Source organism: Nonomuraea insulae, from assembly GCF_042656245.1.
Map to the genome: position 1 here is coordinate 27119 of NZ_JBHSPA010000052.1, position 19158 is coordinate 46276.

Genomic DNA, 19158 nt, shown 5'->3' on the forward strand with positions numbered 1-19158 from the left:
CCCGCAACAACCTGGCGGGCGCCTACCGGGCGGCGGGCTGCTGTTCGCGGCGGCCGGGCAGTCGGGCGAGCGCTGGGCGTGGGACCTGCGGGCGCGGCGGGCCGCCTACGTGGGCGAGTACGCGGTGGTCGGGCCGGGTGACCGGGTGGCGCTGGTGTTCGACGGCCGGCGGTCGCAGATCAGGCGTCCCGGCCGGTCGTCGCCCGCGCCGTGGCTGGACCGGATGCCGTGGGAGTACACGACGTTCGCGCCCACCGGGGGGCTGGTGGCCATCGCCGAGGAGACCGGCGTCCAGATCTACGACCTCGACGGCGTGCCCACCCGCTCCACCCGCCTGCGCCCCTCCCCCGGCCACCTGCGCTTCAGCCCCGACGGACGCCTCCTGGTCAGCACCGACAGCGACCGGGTGCGGGTCTGGCGGCTGGACGACGGCGCTCTGCTCGCCGACCGCCAGGTCCCCGCCTCCGCCGGCCACCCCGCCCAGGCGGCGCTCTCGGGCGACGGCAGATGGTTGCGCGTCCTGGCCGGGCACGGCACGGTCCTCACCCTCGACCTCGTGCGGCCGGCGCCTCCCGCCGACGCCGGGGCGTGGGTGTGCGAACGTTACGGCGCTCTGTCCCGGGAGGAGTGGGCACGGCACCTGCCGGAGGTCCCGTACCGCGAGGCCTGCTGAGTGGCGTGCTGAGTGGACAGGGGTCACCGGGAGCCGAGCATGCCGGCCAGGAGGTCGCGCAGGGCGGATTCGAGCTCGTCCAGGCTGGGGACGGCGCCGGCGCCGGCGATGGCGTCGAACATGAGGCCCTCGCCGAAGGCCACGAGGTTGTGGGCGTGGCGGATCGGGTCGCGGGAGCCGAGGGCGGCGAGCATGGCGACGGCCGGGTCGCGGAAACGACGGCCGGCCTGGTCGTAGATGGCGCGTAGCTCCGGGCGGCGGGTGGCCTCCAGGGCCAGTTCGTAGCGGGCCAGCGTGCGGCGGCGGTCCTTGAGCTGGATGTGCAGGGCCTCGGCCATGAGGGACGGCAGGCCGGCCAGCTCGTACGACTCCTGCTGGTAGGCCCCGGCCAGGGCCTGCACCTCCAGTTCCGTGAGGCGGGACAGCGTCAGCTCCAGCAGGGCCGCGCGGGTGCGGGCCAGGTTGGAGGTCGAGCCCGGCGGCAGGTCGGCGGCTTCGTCGACGGCGCGGTGGGTGAGGCCGCGCATGCCGCGTTCCGCCAGCAGGGTGATGGCCGTGTCCGCCACGACGTCTGAGCGCTTCACGGCACTCGATACTACAGCGGTAGTCAGAGCGAACTACGGGCGTAGTATGGTGAAACTACAGGCGTAGTGACGAGGAGGGGCGACATGGGCAAGGCCGTAGTGATTGGGGGCGGCGTGGGCGGGCTGACCGCAGGGGTGGCGCTGCGGCGCCGGGGCTGGGAGGTGACCGTGCTGGAGCGGGCGTCGCAGATCGAGCCGGTCGGGTCGGGGCTGGCGATCGCCGCCAACGCGCTCAAGGCGCTCGACGTGCTGGAGCTCGGCGATCGGATCCGCGGCCTGGCCACGGCGGAGGGACGGCTCGGGCTGCGGCGCGCCGACGGGAGGTGGATGGTGCACACCAGCGAAGCGGAGGCGGACAGCAAGTACGGGGACTCGATGGTGATCACGTTGCGGGCCACGCTGATGGAGGTGCTCATCGACGCCCTCGGGCCCGGCCGGCTGCTGCTGAACAGCGCGGTGTCAGAGGTGGACGCCGGCAAGGGTCTCGTGCGGACCGAGGCGGGAGAGCTGGAGGCCGACCTGATCGTGGCGGCCGACGGGATTCACTCGGCCACCCGGCGGGCGCTCTTCCCCGAGCATCCCGGGCCCGTGTACTCGGGGGTGACGGCCTGGCGGGGGCTCGTTCCGCGGGACGGGCTGAGCGTGCCCCGGTCGGAGAGCTGGGGCAGGGGCACGGTGTTCGGCATCCATCTGCTGGCCGGGGACGTGGTCTACCTCTACGCCACCGACGTGGTGCCCGCCGGGGTCACCCACGCGGACGAGCGGGAGGAGTTGCTGCGGAGGTTCGGGGGGTGGCACGAGCCGATTCCCGCCCTGTTGCGGGCGGCCGACCCGGCCGACATCATCCGGAATGACATCTACTACAACGCCGAGCCGTTGCCCGCGTTCCACAGGGGCAGGGTGGCGCTGGTCGGGGACGCCGCGCACGCCATGACGCCGAACCTCGGGCAGGGGGCGTGCCAGGCGATCGAGGACGGGGTCGTGCTGGCTCACGTGGCCGGCCGGGATCTGGCCGAATACAGCGCGGCGCGGATGGAGCGGACGGCGAAGATCGTCCGGCGGTCGATGACGATGTGCCGGATGAGCAAGCTGCGCAACCCGCTGGCGGTGCGGCTGCGCGACTTCGGGTTGTCGGCCGCGGCGCGGCTCAGCCCAGATCTGATGCTGCGGTCGATGGACGAGATGTTGCGGTGGCGTCCACCTGTGGAGCCTGAGGGGCCGGCTGGACGGTGATCGTGCGGTCCGGCTGGACGGTGATCGTGCGGTCCGGCGACGGGGTCCCGGACTCCAGCGCGGCAGCGGGCTTGGCCAGTTTGGCCGGCGCGGGGGCGGCGGCCGACGTGGCGTGGTGGTCGGGGGCCAGACGGCCGAGGGTGATCGTGCCGCCGATGGTCAGAGCGGCGGCCAGCACGGCGGGGACGGCCGTCGAGGGGGCCGTGGGCAGGGGCTCGCCGAGGAGGATCGCACCGGCCAGCACGGAGGTGATCGGGTCGATGACCTGGACTCCGGCGTAGGCGATGCCGAAGTAGCCCACGGCGTAGGAGCGTTGCAGCAGCACCACCGCGCAGATCAGCAGCACGGGCACGACCAGGGTGAACCAGTGGATCAGCCGCCCCCAGTCCCCCTGCATCCCGCCGCCGACCACGCGGACGAACGTGGACACGCTCGCCGTCGCGGCCCCGGCGCCCACGGAGAGCAGCAGCGCCTTGGCGGAGCCGTGGACGCGGCCCGCGACCACCTGCGTGACCAGGATGATCACCACGATCACGCCGATGAAGATGAGCGCCGCCCCGTTGCCCAGTCTGGGCGTCACGTTGTGCGAGGGCACCAGCAGCATGAGCCAGAGCAGGCCCACCGCCACGGCGATCGAGCCGAGGATCTCCGCCCGATACGGTTTGCGCCCGTACATGAACGCGGCCAGCGGCACGGCGAACACCAGCGTGGCGACGCTGATCGGCTGGACCGCGACCAGCGGGGCGAAGCTCAGCGCCACGGCGTGCAGGCAGGCGCCGGTGAAGGAGATGGCGCCGCCGACCCACCAGCGGGGGCGTCTCACCAGGCTGAGCGAGGCGCCCTCGGCGACCACCTCGTACTGTTGCACGGCGGCGCCGAAGGCGTATCCCAGCGCTCCCGCCAGGGCGATCAGCATGCCGACCCAGGTCATCGCGACCCGCGCAGGAGCAGGGACACTTTCAAGAGCATTGCTCCAGCTTAAGAGGCCAACGGAGCGCCAGAATCATCCTTTAGGCTAATAAGTCATGTTATGCCGGGTGCGACCAGCACGGACATGTGGCGCATCTTTGAGCTCGGACAGGACTTACGACTGCTCGGGGCAGACGCAGAACAGGTGGCCCTGCGGGTCCTGGAGCACGATCCAGCGGGTGCCCTCGTCGGTCACGCCGGGCTGGAACTCGGGCCTGGTGGCGCCCAGCGCGACGTACTCCTCGACCGCCTTCTCGACGTCCGGCACCCGGAAGTCGAGATGGAACTGCTTGTCGGGGCTGGGCCACACGACCGGCTTGCGGTCGGCCACCCGGCCGAAGTAGACGCTGACGGTGCCGTCGGTGATCGCGGCGTACTCGTCCTCCGCGTACGTGATCTCCATTCCGGTGACCTCGCTGTAGAAGGTCGCCAGTTCCTTGGGGGCCGAGCAGTCGATGGTGAAGGCCAGGAGCCTTGCTTTCGTCGTCATGTCGTTCAGCCTGGCAGCCATACCTGTCACCTGCCGTCAGGTATGGCCGCCAGGTACGCCAGAGGGCCGCGCCCAGACAGGCGCGGCCCTCCTGTTGCGGCAGCTCAGTCACCCGGGGAAGCGGCCGTAGTAGTCCCCCAGCCGCGTGCGGTACTCGGGCTCCTTGAACGTGCCCGCGTCGAACTCGGGCGCGTCCTTGATCTCGGCCTTGGTGCGGGACACGAACACGTTACGTTCCTGGGGATCGATGCTCGTGATCACCTTGGCCGGGAGCAGGACCTTCTTGCCGAAGATCCACGGACCGGTGTCGACGATGATGTAGCTCTCGCCGACCTCGTAGGTCGCCTCGTCGACGGACCCGATCTTCCCGTCGGTGGCCTGGACGTGGTATCCCGCCAGATCCAGCGCCTGCCCACGGTCGTAGACGTCAGGTCGGTAGTCCCAGAGCTCCATTGGGCTCTCTTCCTCTCCTCTTCCGTCTTTTCGGGCATCGCATGAGCTACCCGTCAGTTTTCGTGTAAACCCGTAAGAATGCCTTTGCCATCCTTTAACCAGACATCAAGCTGATGCCGCCACCATCTCCGCATCAGAAGGGAGCAGCCATGCGTACCAGGCCAGAACGGCTCTATGAGATCGACGGACTCCGGCTGCTGGCGGCGTTGTGCGTGGTGCTGTACCACTACGTGTTCTCCGGCTGGGCCGGGGGCAAGACGTCTGTGACGTTCGTCACCGAGAGCGGTTGGGCGAAGTACGGCTACCTCGGCGTCGACCTGTTCTTCCTGATCAGCGGTTTCGTCGTGCTGATGAGCGCCTGGGGCAGGAGCCCCCGGCAGTTCGTGGTGTCGCGGATCGTGCGGCTCTATCCCGCCTACTGGGTGGGCATCGCGATCACGGCCGTGGTGACCGTGGCGCTCGGGCAGGGCCTGTTCCAGGTGTCCTTAACGCAGGTGCTGGCCAACCTGACGATGTTCCAGTCGGTGCCGAACATCGCGAACGTGGACGTCGTCTACTGGACGTTGTGGACCGAGATGCGGTTCTACCTGATCATGCTGGTCTTCACCTGGATCGGGATGACCAAGGGCCGGATCATGGTGGCCCTGTGGGGCTGGCTGGCGCTGACGTTCCTGGTCGAGCTGGGTGTGTTGCCGGGGCTCGCGGACCTGGTCGTCCAGTCCGAGTTCTCGCACTACTTCATCGCCGGGATGGCGCTGTTCATGCTCTACCGGTTCGGGCTGAACTGGCAGATCGCGCTGCTGGTGCCGATCGCGCTGGGTAACGCGGTCTACCGGGCCATCGGGTACGCCGAGGCGGTCGGCGAGCGGTACTCGGTGACGTACTCGCCGGTGGTGATCACCGCCGTGGTGGTGCTGATCTTCCTGATCATGACGTTCGTGGCGTTGCGGGTGACGCACTCGCTGGCGCGGCCGTGGCTGGTGACGGCGGGGGCGCTGACCTATCCGCTCTATCTGCTGCACGCCCATATCGGCTTCATCCTGTTCGCCAGGCTGGAAGGCTCGATCAACAAGTACGTGCTGCTCGTGGCCATGATCGTGGTCATGCTGGGGGCTGCGTACCTCGTGTACCGGTTCGTGGAAAGACCTCTCGCGCCCCGGCTCAAGCGGCTGTTGTCGAAACGGCAACCTCCCGCCCACGCGGCGGCCCCGGTGGGGAACCCGACGGGATGATCTGACTCTTCTGACAACCGCTCGCCAGTCCGGGCGCGGGAGCCCCAGGCTGGATACGATCCGCGTCACGGACTGCGAGAGGGGGACCGGATGAGCCTCGGCGGCGAGGGGGAATGGGCTCCTCCGGGAGTCGATCCGGAACGGCCGAGCGTCGCCCGCGTGCACGACGCCCTGCTCGGCGGCATGGAGAACTTCGCCTCCGACCGCTCCGTGGCACGCAAGCTGAAGGACGCGCTGCCCGAAGTGGTGGACCTCGTGTGGTGCAACCGCGCGTTCATCGGCCGGGTCGTCGACTTCCTCGTCCGCGAGGCGGGAATCAGGCAGATCATCGACCTCGGCGCCGGGCTGCCCACGGTCGAGAACACCCATGAGGTGGCGCAGTTCGCCGATCCCATGGCCAGGGTGGTCTACGTGGACCTGGATCCCATGGTCGAGCCGCACGCCCGGGCCATCCTCGACGGGAACCCGCACGCCGCCGCCATCACCGCCGACGTCCGCGACGTGGACGCCGTGCTCGGGCACCCGTCCCTGCTCCGCCTGATCGACCTGACACAGCCCACGGCGATCCTGGTGGTCGGGGTGTTGCACCTGATCTCCGACCAGGAGCAGCCGCACGCCCTGGTCAAGCGGTACATGGACGCGCTGCCGCCGGGCAGCTACCTGGCCGCCTCCAACTTCCTGGCCTCCGACAGTCCCAAGGCCAAGGCGCTGGAGGTGATGCTCCAGGCCACCATGGGCACCGGCCACTTTCGCGACCGGGCCGCCATCGCGCGCTTCTTCGACGGCCTGGTGCTCGTGGAGCCCGGGGTGGCGCACTTCCCCGAGTGGCATCCCGACGAGCGCATCCCCGGCCCGCTGGCGCCGTGGGAGGAGCTGCTCCTGGGCGGGGTGGCACGCAAACCGCACTAGAGTGTGGCTCATGCATCGGCGTTTGATCTGCTCTCCGCCCCCCGCCCGCTAGCGGGCGGCATTTCCTGAGCTTTCCGGGTCTGACAGATCCGGGGGTGGTCGCTGCCCGCACACCGGGCCCATTCCGACCACTCCACCCGGAGAACCCCTGTCATGACCCATGTCTCCGCCCGGCGGGGCGCCGTCTACGTGTCCGTCGCCGCGACCGCCTGGGGCACCGGCGGCGCCGCCGGATCCCTCCTCTTCGACACCGGCGGCCTCGGCCCCTTCGGCGTGTCCCTGTGGCGCTACCTGCTCGGCGCCGCCTGCCTCCTCGTCCTGGCCCGCCGCGTCACCCGTGGCCACCTCAAGGGCCGGATCCTGGTCGTCGGCGCCGGGATGGCCGTCTACCAGACCGCCTACTTCGCCGCGATCGTCCACTCCGGCATCGCCGTGGCGACCGTGGTGACCATGGGCGCCACCCCGATCTTCACCGCCCTGGGCAGCCGTTTCCTGCTTCACGAGCGCCTCGGCCGGGTCGCGCTCGTCGCCCTGGCCACCGCGCTGGCCGGCCTCGTCCTGCTCACGGGCGAGAGCCTCCTGCGATCCCGTACGTCCTCCGCCCTCGGCATCGCCTTCGCCCTGGCCTCGGCCGCCGGGTACGCCGGGGTCACGCTCTTCTCCCGGCGGCACCGAAACGACGACCCGCAGGCCGTGGCGATCGGCGGGTTCGTCGTCGGCGCGGTGTGCCTGGCGCCGTTCGCGCTGGCGGAAGGGGTGGTGCCGGAGGTGAGCTGGACGTCGGTGGCGCTGCTGGTCTATCTGGGGGCGGTGCCGACGGCGCTGGCGTACGGGCTGTTCTTCCGCGCGCTGACCGCCCTGCGGGCCACCACGGTGTCGATCATCTCGCTCGGCGAGGCCGTCGGCGCGGCGCTGCTCGGCGTCGCGTTGTTCGGCGAGCGGCTGACGCCGCCGGCCTGGGCGGGGTGCGTGCTGCTGCTGGCCGCCGTCGCCGTACTCGCCGCACGGGCCGAAGCGGCGTGACGGCGTGTGTGACGGCGATGGCGGCCGAATGAGTTAAGGTCCGGTACGGCGACGCTTGCCGAATCGTCGCTCCCCCGCCTCGCAGGGAACGGTGTCGGCGAAGCGCGCGTTGGAGGAACTGTGGCCTCGTTCAAGGGAATACTGAGGAACCTCCTGGATCGTCCGGGAGGCGTCCCTTTGACGCCTTATCAGAAGATCGTCAAGGCGGCCGGAGCGCGGGCCGACCGCGTCGGCAAGCTCGACGAGCTGCCCGCGCCCGCCATGGACGATCTGGCCGAGTTCTGCGCCGTCGCGCGCGAGGCCGCCGACAGGACACTGGGGCTGCGGCCCTACGACGTGCAGTTGCTGGGCACGCTGGCCCTGCTGGACGGCAAGGTCGCCGAGATGGCCACCGGTGAGGGCAAGACCCTCTCCGGCGCCATGGCGGCGGCCGGACACGCCCTGCAGGGCAAGCGGGTGCACGTCATCTCCGTCAACGACTACCTGGCCAGGCGCGACGCCGAGTGGATGGGGCCCTTCTTCGAGGCGCTCGGCGTCAGCGTGGGCTGGATCGGCCAGAACTCCACGCCGGACGAGCGGCGCGAGGCGTACGCGAAGGACGTGACCTACGGGCCCGTCAGCGAGATCGGGTTCGACGTGCTGCGCGACCGGCTGCGCACCGACGCGAGCGAGATCATCGTGCCGGCGCCCGAGGTGGCGCTGATCGACGAGGCCGACTCCGTGCTCGTGGACGAGGCCCGCGTGCCGCTGGTGATGGCCGGGGCGGCCGACCCCGGCAGCGCGGTGCCGGAGATGGCGGCGCTGGTCAGACAGCTCGTCCGCGGCTACCACTACGAGATAGACGAGCAGGCGCGCAACGTCTACCTCACCCCCAAGGGCGCCGACAGCGTGGAGAACCTGCTCGGCGTCGAGCTCTACGACGAGCACGAGCCCAGCACGCTCATCGAGCTCAACCTGGCCCTGCACGCCCACTCGCTGCTGGCCCGCGACGTCGACTACATCGTGCGCGACGGCAAGGTGCAGCTCATCAACCCCTCGCGCGGCCGGGTGGCGCTGCTCCAGCGCTGGCCCGACGGCCTGCAGGCGGCCGTGGAGGCCAAGGAGGCGCTGCCGCCGAGCGAGAAGGGCGAGATCCTCGACTCGATCACCGTCCAGGGCCTGATCCGCCGCTACCCGCAGATCTGCGGCATGACGGGCACGGCCGTGGCCGTCAGCGAGCAGCTCGGCGAGTTCTACGGGCTCAAGGTCGCGGTGATCCCGCCCAACCGGCCGTGTGTGCGCACCGACGAGCCCGACCGCATCTACCCGACCGAGCCCGACAAGGACGCGGCCCTGGTCGAGGAGATCCAGTCCGTCCACGAGAGCGGCCGTCCCATCCTGATCGGGACACTCGACGTGGCCGAGTCGGAGAACCTGGCCAAGCTGCTGCACCGGCGCGGCCTGGAGCCGGTCGTGCTCAACGCCAAGAACGACGCGGAAGAGGCCTCGATCATCGCCAGGGCGGGCGAGCGCGACGCCATCACCGTCTCCACCCAGATGGCCGGGCGCGGCACCGACATCCGCCTCGGGCAGGACGTGGCCGAGCTGGGCGGGCTCTACCTGATCGGCTCGGGCCGGCACGCCAGCAGCCGCCTGGACGACCAGCTCCGTGGGCGCGCCGGGCGTCAGGGCGACCCCGGCGGCTCGGTGTTCTTCGTCAGCATGAAGGACGACCTGATCACGCAGTTCGTGCCGGACGAGCGGCCGCCCGCCGCCGACGCCGACGGTCTCGTGCGCCACCGGCGCGGCGCGTACCTCGTCGGCCATGCCCAGCGCGTGGCCGAGGGCGTCAACCTGGAGATCCACCGCAACACCTGGCGCTACACCCGGCTGCTGGAGCACCAGCGCGAGCTCATCCTCGAGTGGCGCGACAAGGTCCTGCACGGCGACGCCGCCGCCAAGGCGCTCGCGGAGGCCGACCCCGAGCGGTGGGCGGAGCTGCCCGAGGACACCAGGGACGAGACGGCCCGCCAGATCGTGCTGCACGCCATCGACCGCTGCTGGACCGAGCACCTGGCGTTCCTGAGCGACCTGCGCGAGGGCATCCACCTGCGGGCGCTGGGCCGGATGAGCCCGGTCGACGAGTTCCACCGGGAGGCGGTGGCGGAGTACAAATCGCTGCTGGCCGAGGTGGAGCGGCGCTCCAAGGAGTCGTTCGAGGCGCCAGAGCCGGAGCTGAAGCGGCCGACGGCGACGTGGACCTACCTCGTGCAGGACAATCCGTTCGGCACCGAGTGGGACCGCATCCTCAAGCGCGTCACCGCCGCCACCCGGAGGGGCTGATCAGGGCCACTTGGGCTCGCCGCACGCGACCACGGGTCCGTCCAGCACGCCCAGGCGTTCCAGCAGGGTGATGAACGTGGTCGCGTAAGGAGACTTCGCCGTCACCGCCGCCACGCGCGGCCAGTCGACCTGCTCGCGCAGCGCCCGCACCTGGGCCAGCAGCGCGCCGTAGTCGCAGGCGTGCTCCGACAGCGGCAGCAACCACGAGATCACCAGGTCGGTGGCCTCCAGCACCGGCACGATCACCGCCGACGCCTTCAGCGGCTCCGCCCGGTCGAGCAGCTCGTCGGTGATCGCCAGGTCGGAGACCCGGTAGATCAGGTCCACCAGCCGGCCCTCGTCATAGGCCTTGACCAGCCAGTCCTCCGGCGGCTTGGCCGTCTGGAACCCCAGGCCGCGCAGCGCCTCCAGCGCGGCGGGGACATCGTGCTCGGTGAGGACGAAATCCACGTCATGGAGGGAGGGGGCCGCGCCCCGCGCGTACGCCGCACAACCTCCGGCCAGCGCGTATTTCACCCCGGCGTCCTTCAGCCCCGAGCTGGCGCGTTTCAGGGTGTCGAGGATCGCGTCAGTGACCGCGTGACCGTGGCTGCTCATGCGAACGGGCTACCCAAACGATCGTCAAGTAGACGTTGGTCGCGGGGGCTCCCGTCACGGCACGGCGGGCCGGCCCGCCGTGGTCCAGGAGGCGCCGCGCGGACGGCGGTGGCCGTGTCGAAATGGTGGCGATTCGCAGACACGAAGTTGATGAAATGGGCCGCATAACTCTCCCGTGAATTGCCGAGATGTTATGCGGTGGTCCATGGGGGCAGTGGAGGCCCATGGCTACTTTGCTTTGGATCATCGCGGTTATTCTCGTCATCTCCGGGATCTACGTGATCCTGGCCAGGCGCGACCTGCTCTGGGGGATCGTGCTCATCGTCCTCGGATTCCTGGTCGGGCCCGGTGGGGTCAGTATCTTCAATGTCTAGGGGGCCGCACTCAGGCCCCCGCCGCTGGGCCGATCCCCGAGAACGGTCCAGCGGTTTCTAGTTTTGCCGAAATATCAGCACTTCCGCTCCTCATCGCCCATGAGCAGGGCATGGGGAGCGTGTGAGTAAATATCCGCCGTTCAGCCGCTACGAAACGGGCGCGGCCTCGGCGAGGGTCCGGGACCAGCTCGTCCGGCTGCGTCACCACATGCGCAGCCAGGCCATCCTCGACGAGGCCACCGCCCGGCTGGCGACAGAGCTGAACATCCGGCCCGGCGAGGCCGCGGAGCAGCTCGCCAGGATGGCCCAGCACAGCGGACTGGACCTGGTCGAGGTCGCCAAGGGCATCGAGCGGCCCCCTGAGGAGGCCGGCGGCGCGCCTGACGCGCCCGCCTGGGTGCTCGGCATGCTGGAGGCCGTCCACGCCTCGGCGATTTACCTCACCCCCGTCAAGGACGCCACGGGCCGCGTCGTGGACTTCCTGATCCTCGCGGCCAACCGACACGCGAAGACCGTCGCGGGCCGTACCGCGAACGAGTTGCGCGGGCGCCGGCTGATGGCGGCCAGCCCCGGCGTGGCCAGTTCGGGGCTGCTCGACGACTACATCGCCGTCTACGAGGGCGGCGAGCCCGTCCACCGGGAAGCGCTGGAGTTCGTGGAGGTGCTGGACTACCTCCTCTGGCCGGCCACGCTCAGCGTCCGCGCGGCGCGGGTGGAGGACGGGGTGCTGGTGAGCTGGCGGCCCCTCGACGACGAGGAGTTGCTGGTCTCCGGCTGGGGACGCGCCCAGCGCCTGGCCGAGCTGGGCTGGGGCGAGTGGAACCTGGCCACGGAACGCACGCTCTGGACACCCCAGATGTTCGAGATGTTCGGTCGCGACCGCGACGACGGGCCGATGTCACTGGAGGATCTGCCGGGCGCGGTGGTGCCGGAGGACCTGCCGGTCGTCGAGGACCAGATACGCACGCTGCTCGAACACCGTGAGGCGGTCGAGAGCGAGTTCAGGATCCAGCACCGGCACGGGGTGCGGCACCTGAGCGTGTACAGCGAGCCGATCCTCGACACGGAGGGCGTGCCGGTCAAGGTGCGCTGCCTGGTCCAGGACGTGACCAGGAACCGGCGCAGGGAGCGGGCCCTGGCCGTGGCGCACGAGCAGGCGCTCTCGCACCGCCGCCGGGCCGAGGACGAGCACCGGCTCGCGGTCCAGCTCCAGAACACGATCCTGCCGATCCGCCGCGGCCTCATCCACCTGCCTGGGCTGACCATCGGGGTGCGCTACCTGCCCGGCGAGGAGCTCGTCCGGCTGGGCGGCGACTGGTTCAAGGCCCGCCTCATCCCCGACGGCCGGGTGCTGCTCGCCATCGGGGACGCGATGGGCCACGGGCTGACCGCGGCCAGCGTCATGTTGCAGACGCGCTCGGGCCTGGCGGGCCTGGCCTACACGGGCGCTCCCGCCAGCCGGCTCACGACCTGGCTGAACGACCTCGTCGTGCACTCCAACGAGGGCGTCACCGTGACCGGCACGGCGATCATCGGCCACTTCGACCCCGGGGAGCGCACGTTCCGCTGGACGAACGCCGGCCATCCCGCCCCGATGCTGATCAGGAACGGGCACGCCAAGCTGGTGGAGGGGGCCCAGGGGATGATGCTGGGGGCGTTCGACGCCACCGAGTACAGGATGACCACCACGCGGCTCGAACCCGGCGACATCCTCGTGCTCTACACCGACGGGATCGTGGAGCGACGCGGGCAGGACCTCGAAAGCGGCATGGAGGCACTCATCCAGGCGGGGCGCTGCTGCACCTCGGACAATCCGGAGGATGTGATCACGTGCCTGCTCAAGCGCCTGGGCGGCGAGTCGGCCGAGGACGACGTGTGCGTCATCGCCGTACGCGTGCTCTAGCCCGCGCCGTTCTGGAGCCCGTCCTCGCATTCGAGGCAGTAGACGCTGTAGGCCCTGCCCAGCACCGGCAGCGCCACGTTGCGGACCCTGATGCCGCCCGGCGTCATGCCCTTCTCACTGCCCTTGTGCGCGTGCCCGTGCAGGATCAGGTCGGCGCCGGCCGTGTCGACCGCCTCGGCCAGCAGGTAGCTGCCGAGGAAGGGGTAGATCTCGTGCGGCTCGCCCTCCAGCGTCTCCTTGATCGGGGAGTAGTGGGAGAGCACGACGCGGTGGTCGGCCACGATCTCCTTCAGCGCGACCTTCCACGCCTCGGCGATGTAGCGCGTGTGGGAGACGAAGTTCTTGATCTCGCGCTCGCCGAACTCGCTGGCGCACTTGCCCGCGAACCCGCCGCCGAACCCCTTACCGCCGACCACGCCCAGTTTCTTGTCCCCGCACTGGATCACCACGCCCTCGTCGTCCAGCACGACGGCTCCGGCGTTGCGCAGCTCGCCGGCGATCTCGTACTGCAGGTCGGAGTGGTAGTCGTGGTTGCCGAGCACCGCGACGACCGGGATCGGCAGGCCGCGTATCTCGTCGGCCACCAGCCGGCCCTCCTCCAGCGTGCCGTGCCTGGTCAGGTCTCCCGCCAGCATGAACACGTCCGCGCGGTCCTCGATGCCCTCGAGCTTCTTCCGGTACTGGCCTCTGACGTCCTCGCCCAGGTGGATGTCGCCCACGGCCGCTATGCGCAGGTCAGTCAAGATGCTCATCCTCCCCCGGCTCGGTGACGTCGACGACTTTGATCTCGTTGTGCACGTGGAGCTCGGGCGCGGCCTCGCGTGCCACCTGGCCCAGCCGCTCGCGCTGTTCCACCCCGCTCACCTGACCCCGCAGGAAGAGCTGCTCTCCTCTTATGTCGACGCGGATTCCGAGCTCGTGCGTGCGTCCGTCCTCGGCCAGCGCTTGCTGGACACGGGCCGCGACGTACTGCGGAGCTTCCATCAGCTCGCCTCCTTCCTTCTGGGGCCGCATGCCCGGGCGTGGAGGGATCAAACCGGACGTATCAGCTCAATCACGGCGCGTTCGACCGAGCCCGGTGCGGGCAGGCGACGTGGCTACCCCCGACGTTAGGCAACAAACGGGACGGGCAGGTGAGCCGCATGTATGACAACGGAAAGTGGCACGAGGGACGGGACAGCCGAGGCCATGCCATGGTGCCCGCCACCCCGCGCGACGTGGTGCACATCAGGGTGGGCTCGTTCCTGCTCGTGTTCCTGTTCGCCTTCACGGTGCTGGGGATCATCACCGGGGCGCCGGTGCTGGCGGGCGTCGCTGTCGTGCTGGCCATCGGCACGGTGGTCGACATGGCGCTGGCCATCCGGCGCGGGAAGCGGGGACACGGACACGACGGAGAGGCGGGCTGATCTCGACATGGCACCACTCAGAGGGCGCGTGGTAGTGGTGACGGGCGCGAGCGGCGGGGTCGGGCGGGCGGTCGTCCGCGAACTGGGCGCTCGCGGCGCCAGGGTGGCCCTGATCGCCCGGGGCACGGCGGGCCTGGGCGCGGCCGCCGTGGACGTCGGTACGGAGGGCGGCACGGGCCAGGTCTACGAGGCGGACGTCGCGGACTACGACCAGGTGCGGCAGGCCGGCGAGCGTGTCGAGAAGGAGATGGGCCCGATCTCCGCCTGGATCAACATCGCCTTCTCCTCGGTATTCGCAAAATTTACCGACATATCGCCAGATGAGTACGAACGCACCACTGCGGTCACGTACCTGGGCTACGTCTGGGGCACCAGGGTGGCCTTGGACCTGATGCGCCCGCGCAACGCCGGCACGATCGTCCAGGCCGGCTCGGCCCTGTCGCAGCGCGGCATCCCGCTGCAGTCGGCCTACTGCGGCGCGAAACACGCGATCAAGGGCTTCACGGAGTCGGTCCGCACGGAACTCATGGCCGACCGGAGCAACGTCCGGATCACCCTCGTCCAGCTTCCCGCGCTCAACACCCCGCAGTTCGAGTGGGTGCTGTCCAAGCTGCGCCGCCACCCCCAGCCCGTCCCCCCGATCTACCAGCCCGAGGTGGCCGCCAGGGCCATCGTGTACGCCGCCGAGCACCCCGAGCGCAAGGAGTACTGGGTCGGTGTCAGCACCGCGGCCACCCTCGTGGCCCAGCGCGTGGCCCCCGCCCTGGTGGACCGCTACCTGGCCAGGACGGGCGTGAAGTCGCAGCTGACCGACGAGAAGGCCCCCAGCGGCGTGTCCAACCTCTGGGAGCCGGCCGACGAGTCCGAGGACTACGGCGCCCACGGCACGTTCGACCGGCGCTCGCACGCGCACAGCCCCCAGCTCTGGCTCTCACAACACCGCCGGCCGGTCATGCTCACGCTGGCCGGAGGCGCCGCGGCGGCCACCGTCGCCGCTCTGCGCCGCGCCAGACGTTCCTGACCTTCTCTTCCGGACCCGCATCGCCGAGTTAAGCGCACCCGGCGGGGTAGACGGGCCAGAAACCTTTCGAGGAGGTCATGATGCCGGAACGCGATCTGCAGTACCTGGCCGAGCTGGCGGCACAACTCCGTGTCGACTCCGTGCGCGCCGCCGCGGAAGCCGGTTCCGGCCACCCGACCTCGTCCATGTCCGCCGCCGACCTCATGGCCGTGCTGTTCGCCTGCCACCTCCGCTACGACTTCGACGACCCGGGGAACCCGGCCAGCGACCATCTGATCTTCTCCAAAGGGCACGCCTCTCCCCTGCTCTACTCGCTGTTCAAGGCGGCCGGTGTGATCAGCGACGAGGAGTTGCTGTCGTTCCGGCGCAGGGGCAGCCGGCTGGAGGGCCACCCCACGCCCAGGCTCCCCTGGGTGGACGTGGCCACCGGATCCCTCGGGCAGGGGCTTCCCGTGGGCGTGGGGGTGGCGATGGCCGGGCGGCTGGAGCGGCTGCCGTACCGCGTGTGGGTGTTGTGCGGTGACAGCGAGATGGCCGAGGGCTCCATCTGGGAGGCCGCCGAGCACGCGGGGTGCGAAGGACTCGCCAACCTGACGGCCATCGTGGACGTCAACCGGCTCGGACAGCGGGGGCCCACCAGGCACGGGTGGGACACCGGCGCGTACGCGCGCAGGTTCGGGGCGTTCGGGTGGCACACGATCGAGATCGACGGGCACGATCCCGGGCAGATCGACTACGCGCTCAACGACGCCAGGAACACGCGCCGGCGGCCGACCGCGATCCTGGCCAAGACCCGCAAGGGCGAAGGGGTGCTGGAGGTCGAGAACCGCGAGGGCGCCCACGGCAAGGCGCTCAAGGACCCGGGCAAGGCCGTGAACGAGCTGGGCGGGAGCCGGAGCGTGCGGATCGAGGTGCACCGGCCCGAGGCGGCGGCGCCGTACCGGTTCGAGAGCAACGGGATGAAGCTGCCCTCCTATACGGTGGGCGAGAAGGTCGCGACTCGGACGGCGTACGGGGCGGCGCTGGCGGCGCTCGGCGCGGCCAGGGGCGACGTCGTGGCGCTGGACGGCGAGGTGGCCGACTCCACCAAGACCGAGACGTTCGGCAAGAAGTTCCCCGAGCGCTTCTTCGAGATGTACATCGCCGAGCAGCAGCTCGTGGCGGCCGCCGTCGGGCTGCAGGTGCGCGGCTGGAAGCCGTACGCGGCCACGTTCGCGGCGTTCCTGACCAGGGCGCACGACTTCATCAGGATGGCCGGGGTGAGCCGCGCCTCCATCCGGCTGGTCGGCTCGCACGCGGGGGTGGCGATCGGCGAGGACGGCCCTTCGCAGATGGGCCTGGAGGACCTGGCCATGGTGCGTGCCGTCCACGGCAGCACCGTGCTCTACCCGTGCGACGCCAACCAGACGGCCGCCCTGCTCGCCGAGATGGCCGACCTGGAGGGCGTGTCCTACCTGCGGACCACCCGGGGCGACACTCCGGTGATCTACGAGCCCGGCGAGCGGTTCCCGGTGGGCGGCTCACGCGTCCTGCGGCACACGCACGGCGACCGGGCCACGATTGTGGCGGCCGGGGTGACCGTGCACGAGGCCCTCGCCGCGGCCGACGAGCTGCGCGCGGACGGGATCCCGGTCGGGGTGATCGACCTGTACTCCATCAAGCCCGTGGACGCGGCGGCGCTGGTCGAGGCGGCCACCACCACCGGCAACCTGATCACGGTCGAGGACCACCGGATCGAGGGCGGGCTGGGCGACGCGGTGATGGACGCCGTCAGCGAACTGGGGCCACGGGTGGTCAAGCTGGCCGTGACCGACCTGCCCGGCTCCGCCACTCCCCAGGAGCAGCTCTCCGACGCCCGCATCGACCGCGTCGCGATCGCCGAGGCGGTCAAGCGGCTGCTGTAGCCCCCCGGGCATGAAAGAGGGCCAACGACCTGTGGTCGCCGGCCCTCTGATGAGAATCAGCGGGACTTCGCCATGGCCTTCTTGGCCGTGTTCTTGGCAGTGGCCTTCTTGCCGGTCATGGCCTTCTTGGCCGTAGCCGTCTTGGCGGTCATGGCCTTCTTGGCCGTGGCCATCTTGGCGGCCGGGGCCTTCTTGGCCGTGGCCATCTTGCCGGCCTTCTTGATGGCGCCCACCAGCTCCTTCTTGGTCATCTTCGACCGGCCGGTGACGCCAAGCTTGGAGGCCATGCCCTGCAGGTGTTCCTTGCTGGCGTTGGCGTCCACCCCTTCGGCCATCCGTCCTGAGCGGCCCATCGCGGCGGATGTCCGTCCTGAGCGGCCCATCGCGGCCTTGTCGGAAGGGCCGCTCTTGGTCTTCGGTTCCCAGTGGTCGCCGATCTTCTCGAAGGAGTGCCTGAGTGCGGCGAACGCGGTCATGTGAGCACGCCTGCCCTCGCCGTATTCCTTCACGGCCGAGTCGTGCGCCTTGACCCACATGTTCTGCGCCCTCTTGGGCGAACGCTTGATCGTCGACGGCAGCTCTTGAACGGCTGGCATGTCGATTCACCTCCTACAGCGGTGGTTCGTCGTAGTGACGGCGCTCCTCGTAAACAGTCGTCCTGCGGGTCTCGGGCTCCTCGTAGATCTCGTGGCGGTGCACCGGTTCGTCGATCGGTCCGACCGCCCTGCGAGTAACCGCGATCCGGTAGATGCCGAACAGGAGTCCGGCCAGACCGCCGAGCATGAGGATGACGCCCACTACGTTGATGTCGAGACCGGCGAGGTCGAACTCGACGGCCCAGGTGAGGATCGCGCCGAGCATGATGAGGATGATGCCTCCGGCGATGGTCATCAGATTTACCTCCTTGACACGAAGGAACCTCTATCCACATGTCGAAAAACAAACCAGTCGTGATGATCGGGCTTATGGGTTCGGGCAAGACGACCTCCGGCCGCCTGATCGCGGAGGCGCTGGGGATGCCGTTCAGCGACAGCGACCAGTACCTCCGCGAGAGGCACGGCGCCACCTCCGCGCCGATCGCCGCCCGCGAGGGAAAGGAGGCACTGCATAGGTACGAGGCCCAGCACGTGCTGGACGGGTTGGCCGGCGAGCCGCAGGTGATCGCGGCGGCGGCCAGCACGCTGGAGAATCCCCAGGTGCGCGCGGCGATGCGCAAGGCGTTCGTGGTCTGGGTGGACGCGGCCGACGAGGTGCTGACCGAGCGGATGCACACCAGCGACCACCGCCCCGACTACGACCCGACGGAGATGCGGGCCCGGCGCGAAAGGTTCTTCCGCGAGGTGTCCGACCTCGTCTGCGACGTCGGCGTGCTCCAGCCCGAGCAGGTGCGAGACGCGGTGCTGCGTAAAATGGGATTGCCCGAAACCGGTCGCGACTGATAGCCAAAAGGGATGTTCGCCGAGAAACCCACGCTGAAGGGCGAGCGCGTGACGCTGTGCCCGGTCGGGCCGGAGCACGCCGCGGGCCTGCACGAGCTGGTCTCCGACCCGGAGGTGCGCAGGCTGACCGGCTCGCACGCCATCTCCGGCAAGGAGCCCCTGCTCCACTGGTACGCCACGCGCGCCGACCAGCCCGATCGCCTCGACCTGGCGATCATGGCGGACGGCGACTACGTGGGCGAGATCGTGCTCAACAAACTCGACACGGACAACCTGTCGTGCAATCTGCGCATCGCGCTGATCGGCGCCCGCGCGTTCGGCAGGGGCTACGGCACCGAGGCGATGGAGCTGCTCCTCGGCCACGCCTTCGACACGACGCCGCTGCACCGGATCAGCCTGGGGGTGTTCACCTTCAACGACCGGGCGCGGCACGTCTACAAGAAGGTCGGCTTCGTCGAGGAGGGCATCGAGCGCGACGCGCTCCTGTGGGACGGCGAGTGGCACGACGCCGTGCTCATGTCCATCCTCCGGCCGGAGTGGCAGGCCCGATCACGGAGCCTGGCATAATGATCATGACGCATGGGTCCCCCGAGGCGCGCGGGGGACCTGTGGCGTCATTCCGGACA

Annotated in this window: 22 protein-coding genes; 13 read left to right on the top strand and 9 right to left on the bottom strand. The window is 70.0% G+C overall.

Features of this window, described 5'->3' with window-relative positions:
• Positions 1 to 673, top strand: a 673-nt coding sequence (locus ACFPZ3_RS40000; protein WP_379519568.1) for a WD40 repeat domain-containing protein, incomplete at its 5' end; no start/stop codon positions are given.
• Between the two features lie 23 nt (positions 674 to 696).
• Here the strand turns inward: ACFPZ3_RS40000 and ACFPZ3_RS40005 are convergent.
• The gene (locus ACFPZ3_RS40005) at positions 697 to 1257 is read right to left on the bottom strand and encodes a TetR/AcrR family transcriptional regulator (protein WP_379519569.1); all 561 of its coding nucleotides are present in this window, start codon (positions 1255 to 1257) and stop codon (positions 697 to 699) included.
• 84 nt (positions 1258 to 1341) lie between these two features.
• Between ACFPZ3_RS40005 and ACFPZ3_RS40010 the strand changes: the two genes are divergently transcribed.
• Positions 1342 to 2490, top strand: coding sequence for an FAD-dependent monooxygenase (locus tag ACFPZ3_RS40010; protein WP_379519570.1), 1149 nt, complete (start codon positions 1342 to 1344; stop codon positions 2488 to 2490).
• Here the strand turns inward: ACFPZ3_RS40010 and ACFPZ3_RS40015 are convergent.
• From ACFPZ3_RS40015 to ACFPZ3_RS40025, 3 genes are all read right to left on the bottom strand, one after another.
• Entirely contained in the window at positions 2405 to 3421 is a 1017-nt protein-coding gene (locus tag ACFPZ3_RS40015) for a DMT family transporter (RefSeq protein ID WP_379519571.1), read from the bottom strand. The genes ACFPZ3_RS40010 and ACFPZ3_RS40015 overlap by 86 nt on opposite strands.
• A 153-nt stretch (positions 3422 to 3574) precedes the next feature.
• Positions 3575 to 3949: a VOC family protein gene (locus tag ACFPZ3_RS40020; protein ID WP_379519572.1), complete on the bottom strand. Its 375-nt coding sequence runs from the start codon at positions 3947 to 3949 to the stop codon at positions 3575 to 3577.
• A gap of 108 nt (positions 3950 to 4057) precedes the next feature.
• On the bottom strand, positions 4058 to 4402 hold the full coding sequence (locus tag ACFPZ3_RS40025; RefSeq protein WP_379519573.1) for a PRC-barrel domain containing protein: 345 nt from the start codon (positions 4400 to 4402) through the stop codon (positions 4058 to 4060).
• A gap of 149 nt (positions 4403 to 4551) precedes the next feature.
• Here ACFPZ3_RS40025 and ACFPZ3_RS40030 point away from each other — a divergent pair, with 149 nt between their 5' ends.
• The 4 genes from ACFPZ3_RS40030 to secA2 all read left to right on the top strand — a co-directional run bounded on the left by ACFPZ3_RS40030 (position 4552) and on the right by secA2 (position 9888).
• Positions 4552 to 5634: an acyltransferase family protein gene (locus tag ACFPZ3_RS40030; RefSeq protein ID WP_379519574.1), complete on the top strand. Its 1083-nt coding sequence runs from the start codon at positions 4552 to 4554 to the stop codon at positions 5632 to 5634.
• 90 nt (positions 5635 to 5724) lie between these two features.
• Positions 5725 to 6543: an SAM-dependent methyltransferase gene (locus tag ACFPZ3_RS40035; protein WP_379519575.1), complete on the top strand. Its 819-nt coding sequence runs from the start codon at positions 5725 to 5727 to the stop codon at positions 6541 to 6543.
• A gap of 153 nt (positions 6544 to 6696) precedes the next feature.
• Positions 6697 to 7566 carry a DMT family transporter gene (locus tag ACFPZ3_RS40040; protein WP_379519576.1) on the top strand — a complete coding sequence of 290 codons (870 nt, stop codon included), beginning with the start codon at positions 6697 to 6699 and terminating at the stop codon, positions 7564 to 7566.
• Between the two features lie 177 nt (positions 7567 to 7743).
• Positions 7744 to 9888 carry an accessory Sec system translocase SecA2 gene (gene secA2 / locus ACFPZ3_RS40045; RefSeq protein WP_379519577.1) on the top strand — a complete coding sequence of 715 codons (2145 nt, stop codon included), beginning with the start codon at positions 7744 to 7746 and terminating at the stop codon, positions 9886 to 9888.
• On the opposite strand, the gene ACFPZ3_RS40050 is transcribed toward secA2, so the two are convergent.
• The gene (locus tag ACFPZ3_RS40050) at positions 9889 to 10485 is read right to left on the bottom strand and encodes a nucleotidyltransferase (protein WP_379519578.1); all 597 of its coding nucleotides are present in this window, start codon (positions 10483 to 10485) and stop codon (positions 9889 to 9891) included.
• Positions 10486 to 10709: 224 nt separating this feature from the next.
• On the opposite strand from ACFPZ3_RS40050, the gene ACFPZ3_RS40055 reads away from it, so the two are divergent.
• Together ACFPZ3_RS40055 and ACFPZ3_RS40060 are read left to right on the top strand one after the other, a co-directional pair.
• Positions 10710 to 10859, top strand: coding sequence for a GPGG-motif small membrane protein (locus ACFPZ3_RS40055; protein WP_165959640.1), 150 nt, complete (start codon positions 10710 to 10712; stop codon positions 10857 to 10859).
• Positions 10860 to 10980: 121 nt separating this feature from the next.
• The gene (locus ACFPZ3_RS40060; RefSeq protein ID WP_379519579.1) at positions 10981 to 12762 is read left to right on the top strand and encodes a PP2C family protein-serine/threonine phosphatase; all 1782 of its coding nucleotides are present in this window, start codon (positions 10981 to 10983) and stop codon (positions 12760 to 12762) included.
• Here ACFPZ3_RS40060 and ACFPZ3_RS40065 read toward each other — a convergent pair.
• Together ACFPZ3_RS40065 and ACFPZ3_RS40070 are read right to left on the bottom strand one after the other, a co-directional pair.
• A complete protein-coding gene (locus ACFPZ3_RS40065) occupies positions 12759 to 13514 on the bottom strand; it encodes a metallophosphoesterase family protein (protein ID WP_379519580.1) in 756 nt (251 codons plus the stop codon). The two genes, ACFPZ3_RS40060 and ACFPZ3_RS40065, sit on opposite strands and share 4 nt — an antisense overlap.
• On the bottom strand, positions 13498 to 13746 hold the full coding sequence (locus ACFPZ3_RS40070; protein WP_379519581.1) for a BON domain-containing protein: 249 nt from the start codon (positions 13744 to 13746) through the stop codon (positions 13498 to 13500). Before ACFPZ3_RS40070 ends, ACFPZ3_RS40065 begins: the two co-directional genes overlap by 17 nt.
• Positions 13747 to 13904: 158 nt before the next feature.
• Between ACFPZ3_RS40070 and ACFPZ3_RS40075 the strand changes: the two genes are divergently transcribed.
• The 3 genes from ACFPZ3_RS40075 (at position 13905) to ACFPZ3_RS40085 (ending at position 17093) form a co-directional block, all read left to right on the top strand.
• Positions 13905 to 14168: a hypothetical protein gene (locus ACFPZ3_RS40075; RefSeq protein ID WP_379519582.1), complete on the top strand. Its 264-nt coding sequence runs from the start codon at positions 13905 to 13907 to the stop codon at positions 14166 to 14168.
• Between the two features lie 7 nt (positions 14169 to 14175).
• Positions 14176 to 15189: an SDR family oxidoreductase gene (locus ACFPZ3_RS40080; RefSeq protein WP_379519583.1), complete on the top strand. Its 1014-nt coding sequence runs from the start codon at positions 14176 to 14178 to the stop codon at positions 15187 to 15189.
• An 80-nt stretch (positions 15190 to 15269) separates the two neighbouring features.
• Positions 15270 to 17093 (top strand): transketolase, encoded by a 1824-nt coding sequence (locus ACFPZ3_RS40085; RefSeq protein ID WP_379519584.1) that lies wholly within the window; start codon positions 15270 to 15272, stop codon positions 17091 to 17093.
• Positions 17094 to 17149: 56 nt separating this feature from the next.
• Here the strand turns inward: ACFPZ3_RS40085 and ACFPZ3_RS40090 are convergent, their stop codons facing one another.
• Both ACFPZ3_RS40090 and ACFPZ3_RS40095 read right to left on the bottom strand, forming a co-directional pair.
• Entirely contained in the window at positions 17150 to 17689 is a 540-nt protein-coding gene (locus tag ACFPZ3_RS40090; RefSeq protein ID WP_379519585.1) for a ChaB family protein, read from the bottom strand.
• A 13-nt stretch (positions 17690 to 17702) separates the two neighbouring features.
• Positions 17703 to 17984: a DUF6458 family protein gene (locus tag ACFPZ3_RS40095; protein ID WP_379519586.1), complete on the bottom strand. Its 282-nt coding sequence runs from the start codon at positions 17982 to 17984 to the stop codon at positions 17703 to 17705.
• 38 nt (positions 17985 to 18022) lie between these two features.
• Here ACFPZ3_RS40095 and ACFPZ3_RS40100 point away from each other — a divergent pair, with 38 nt between their 5' ends.
• On the top strand, positions 18023 to 18532 hold the full coding sequence (locus ACFPZ3_RS40100) for a shikimate kinase (protein WP_379519587.1): 510 nt from the start codon (positions 18023 to 18025) through the stop codon (positions 18530 to 18532).
• Positions 18533 to 18544: 12 nt separating this feature from the next.
• Positions 18545 to 19099: a GNAT family N-acetyltransferase gene (locus ACFPZ3_RS40105; protein ID WP_379519588.1), complete on the top strand. Its 555-nt coding sequence runs from the start codon at positions 18545 to 18547 to the stop codon at positions 19097 to 19099.
• Positions 19100 to 19158: the final 59 nt, after the last annotated feature.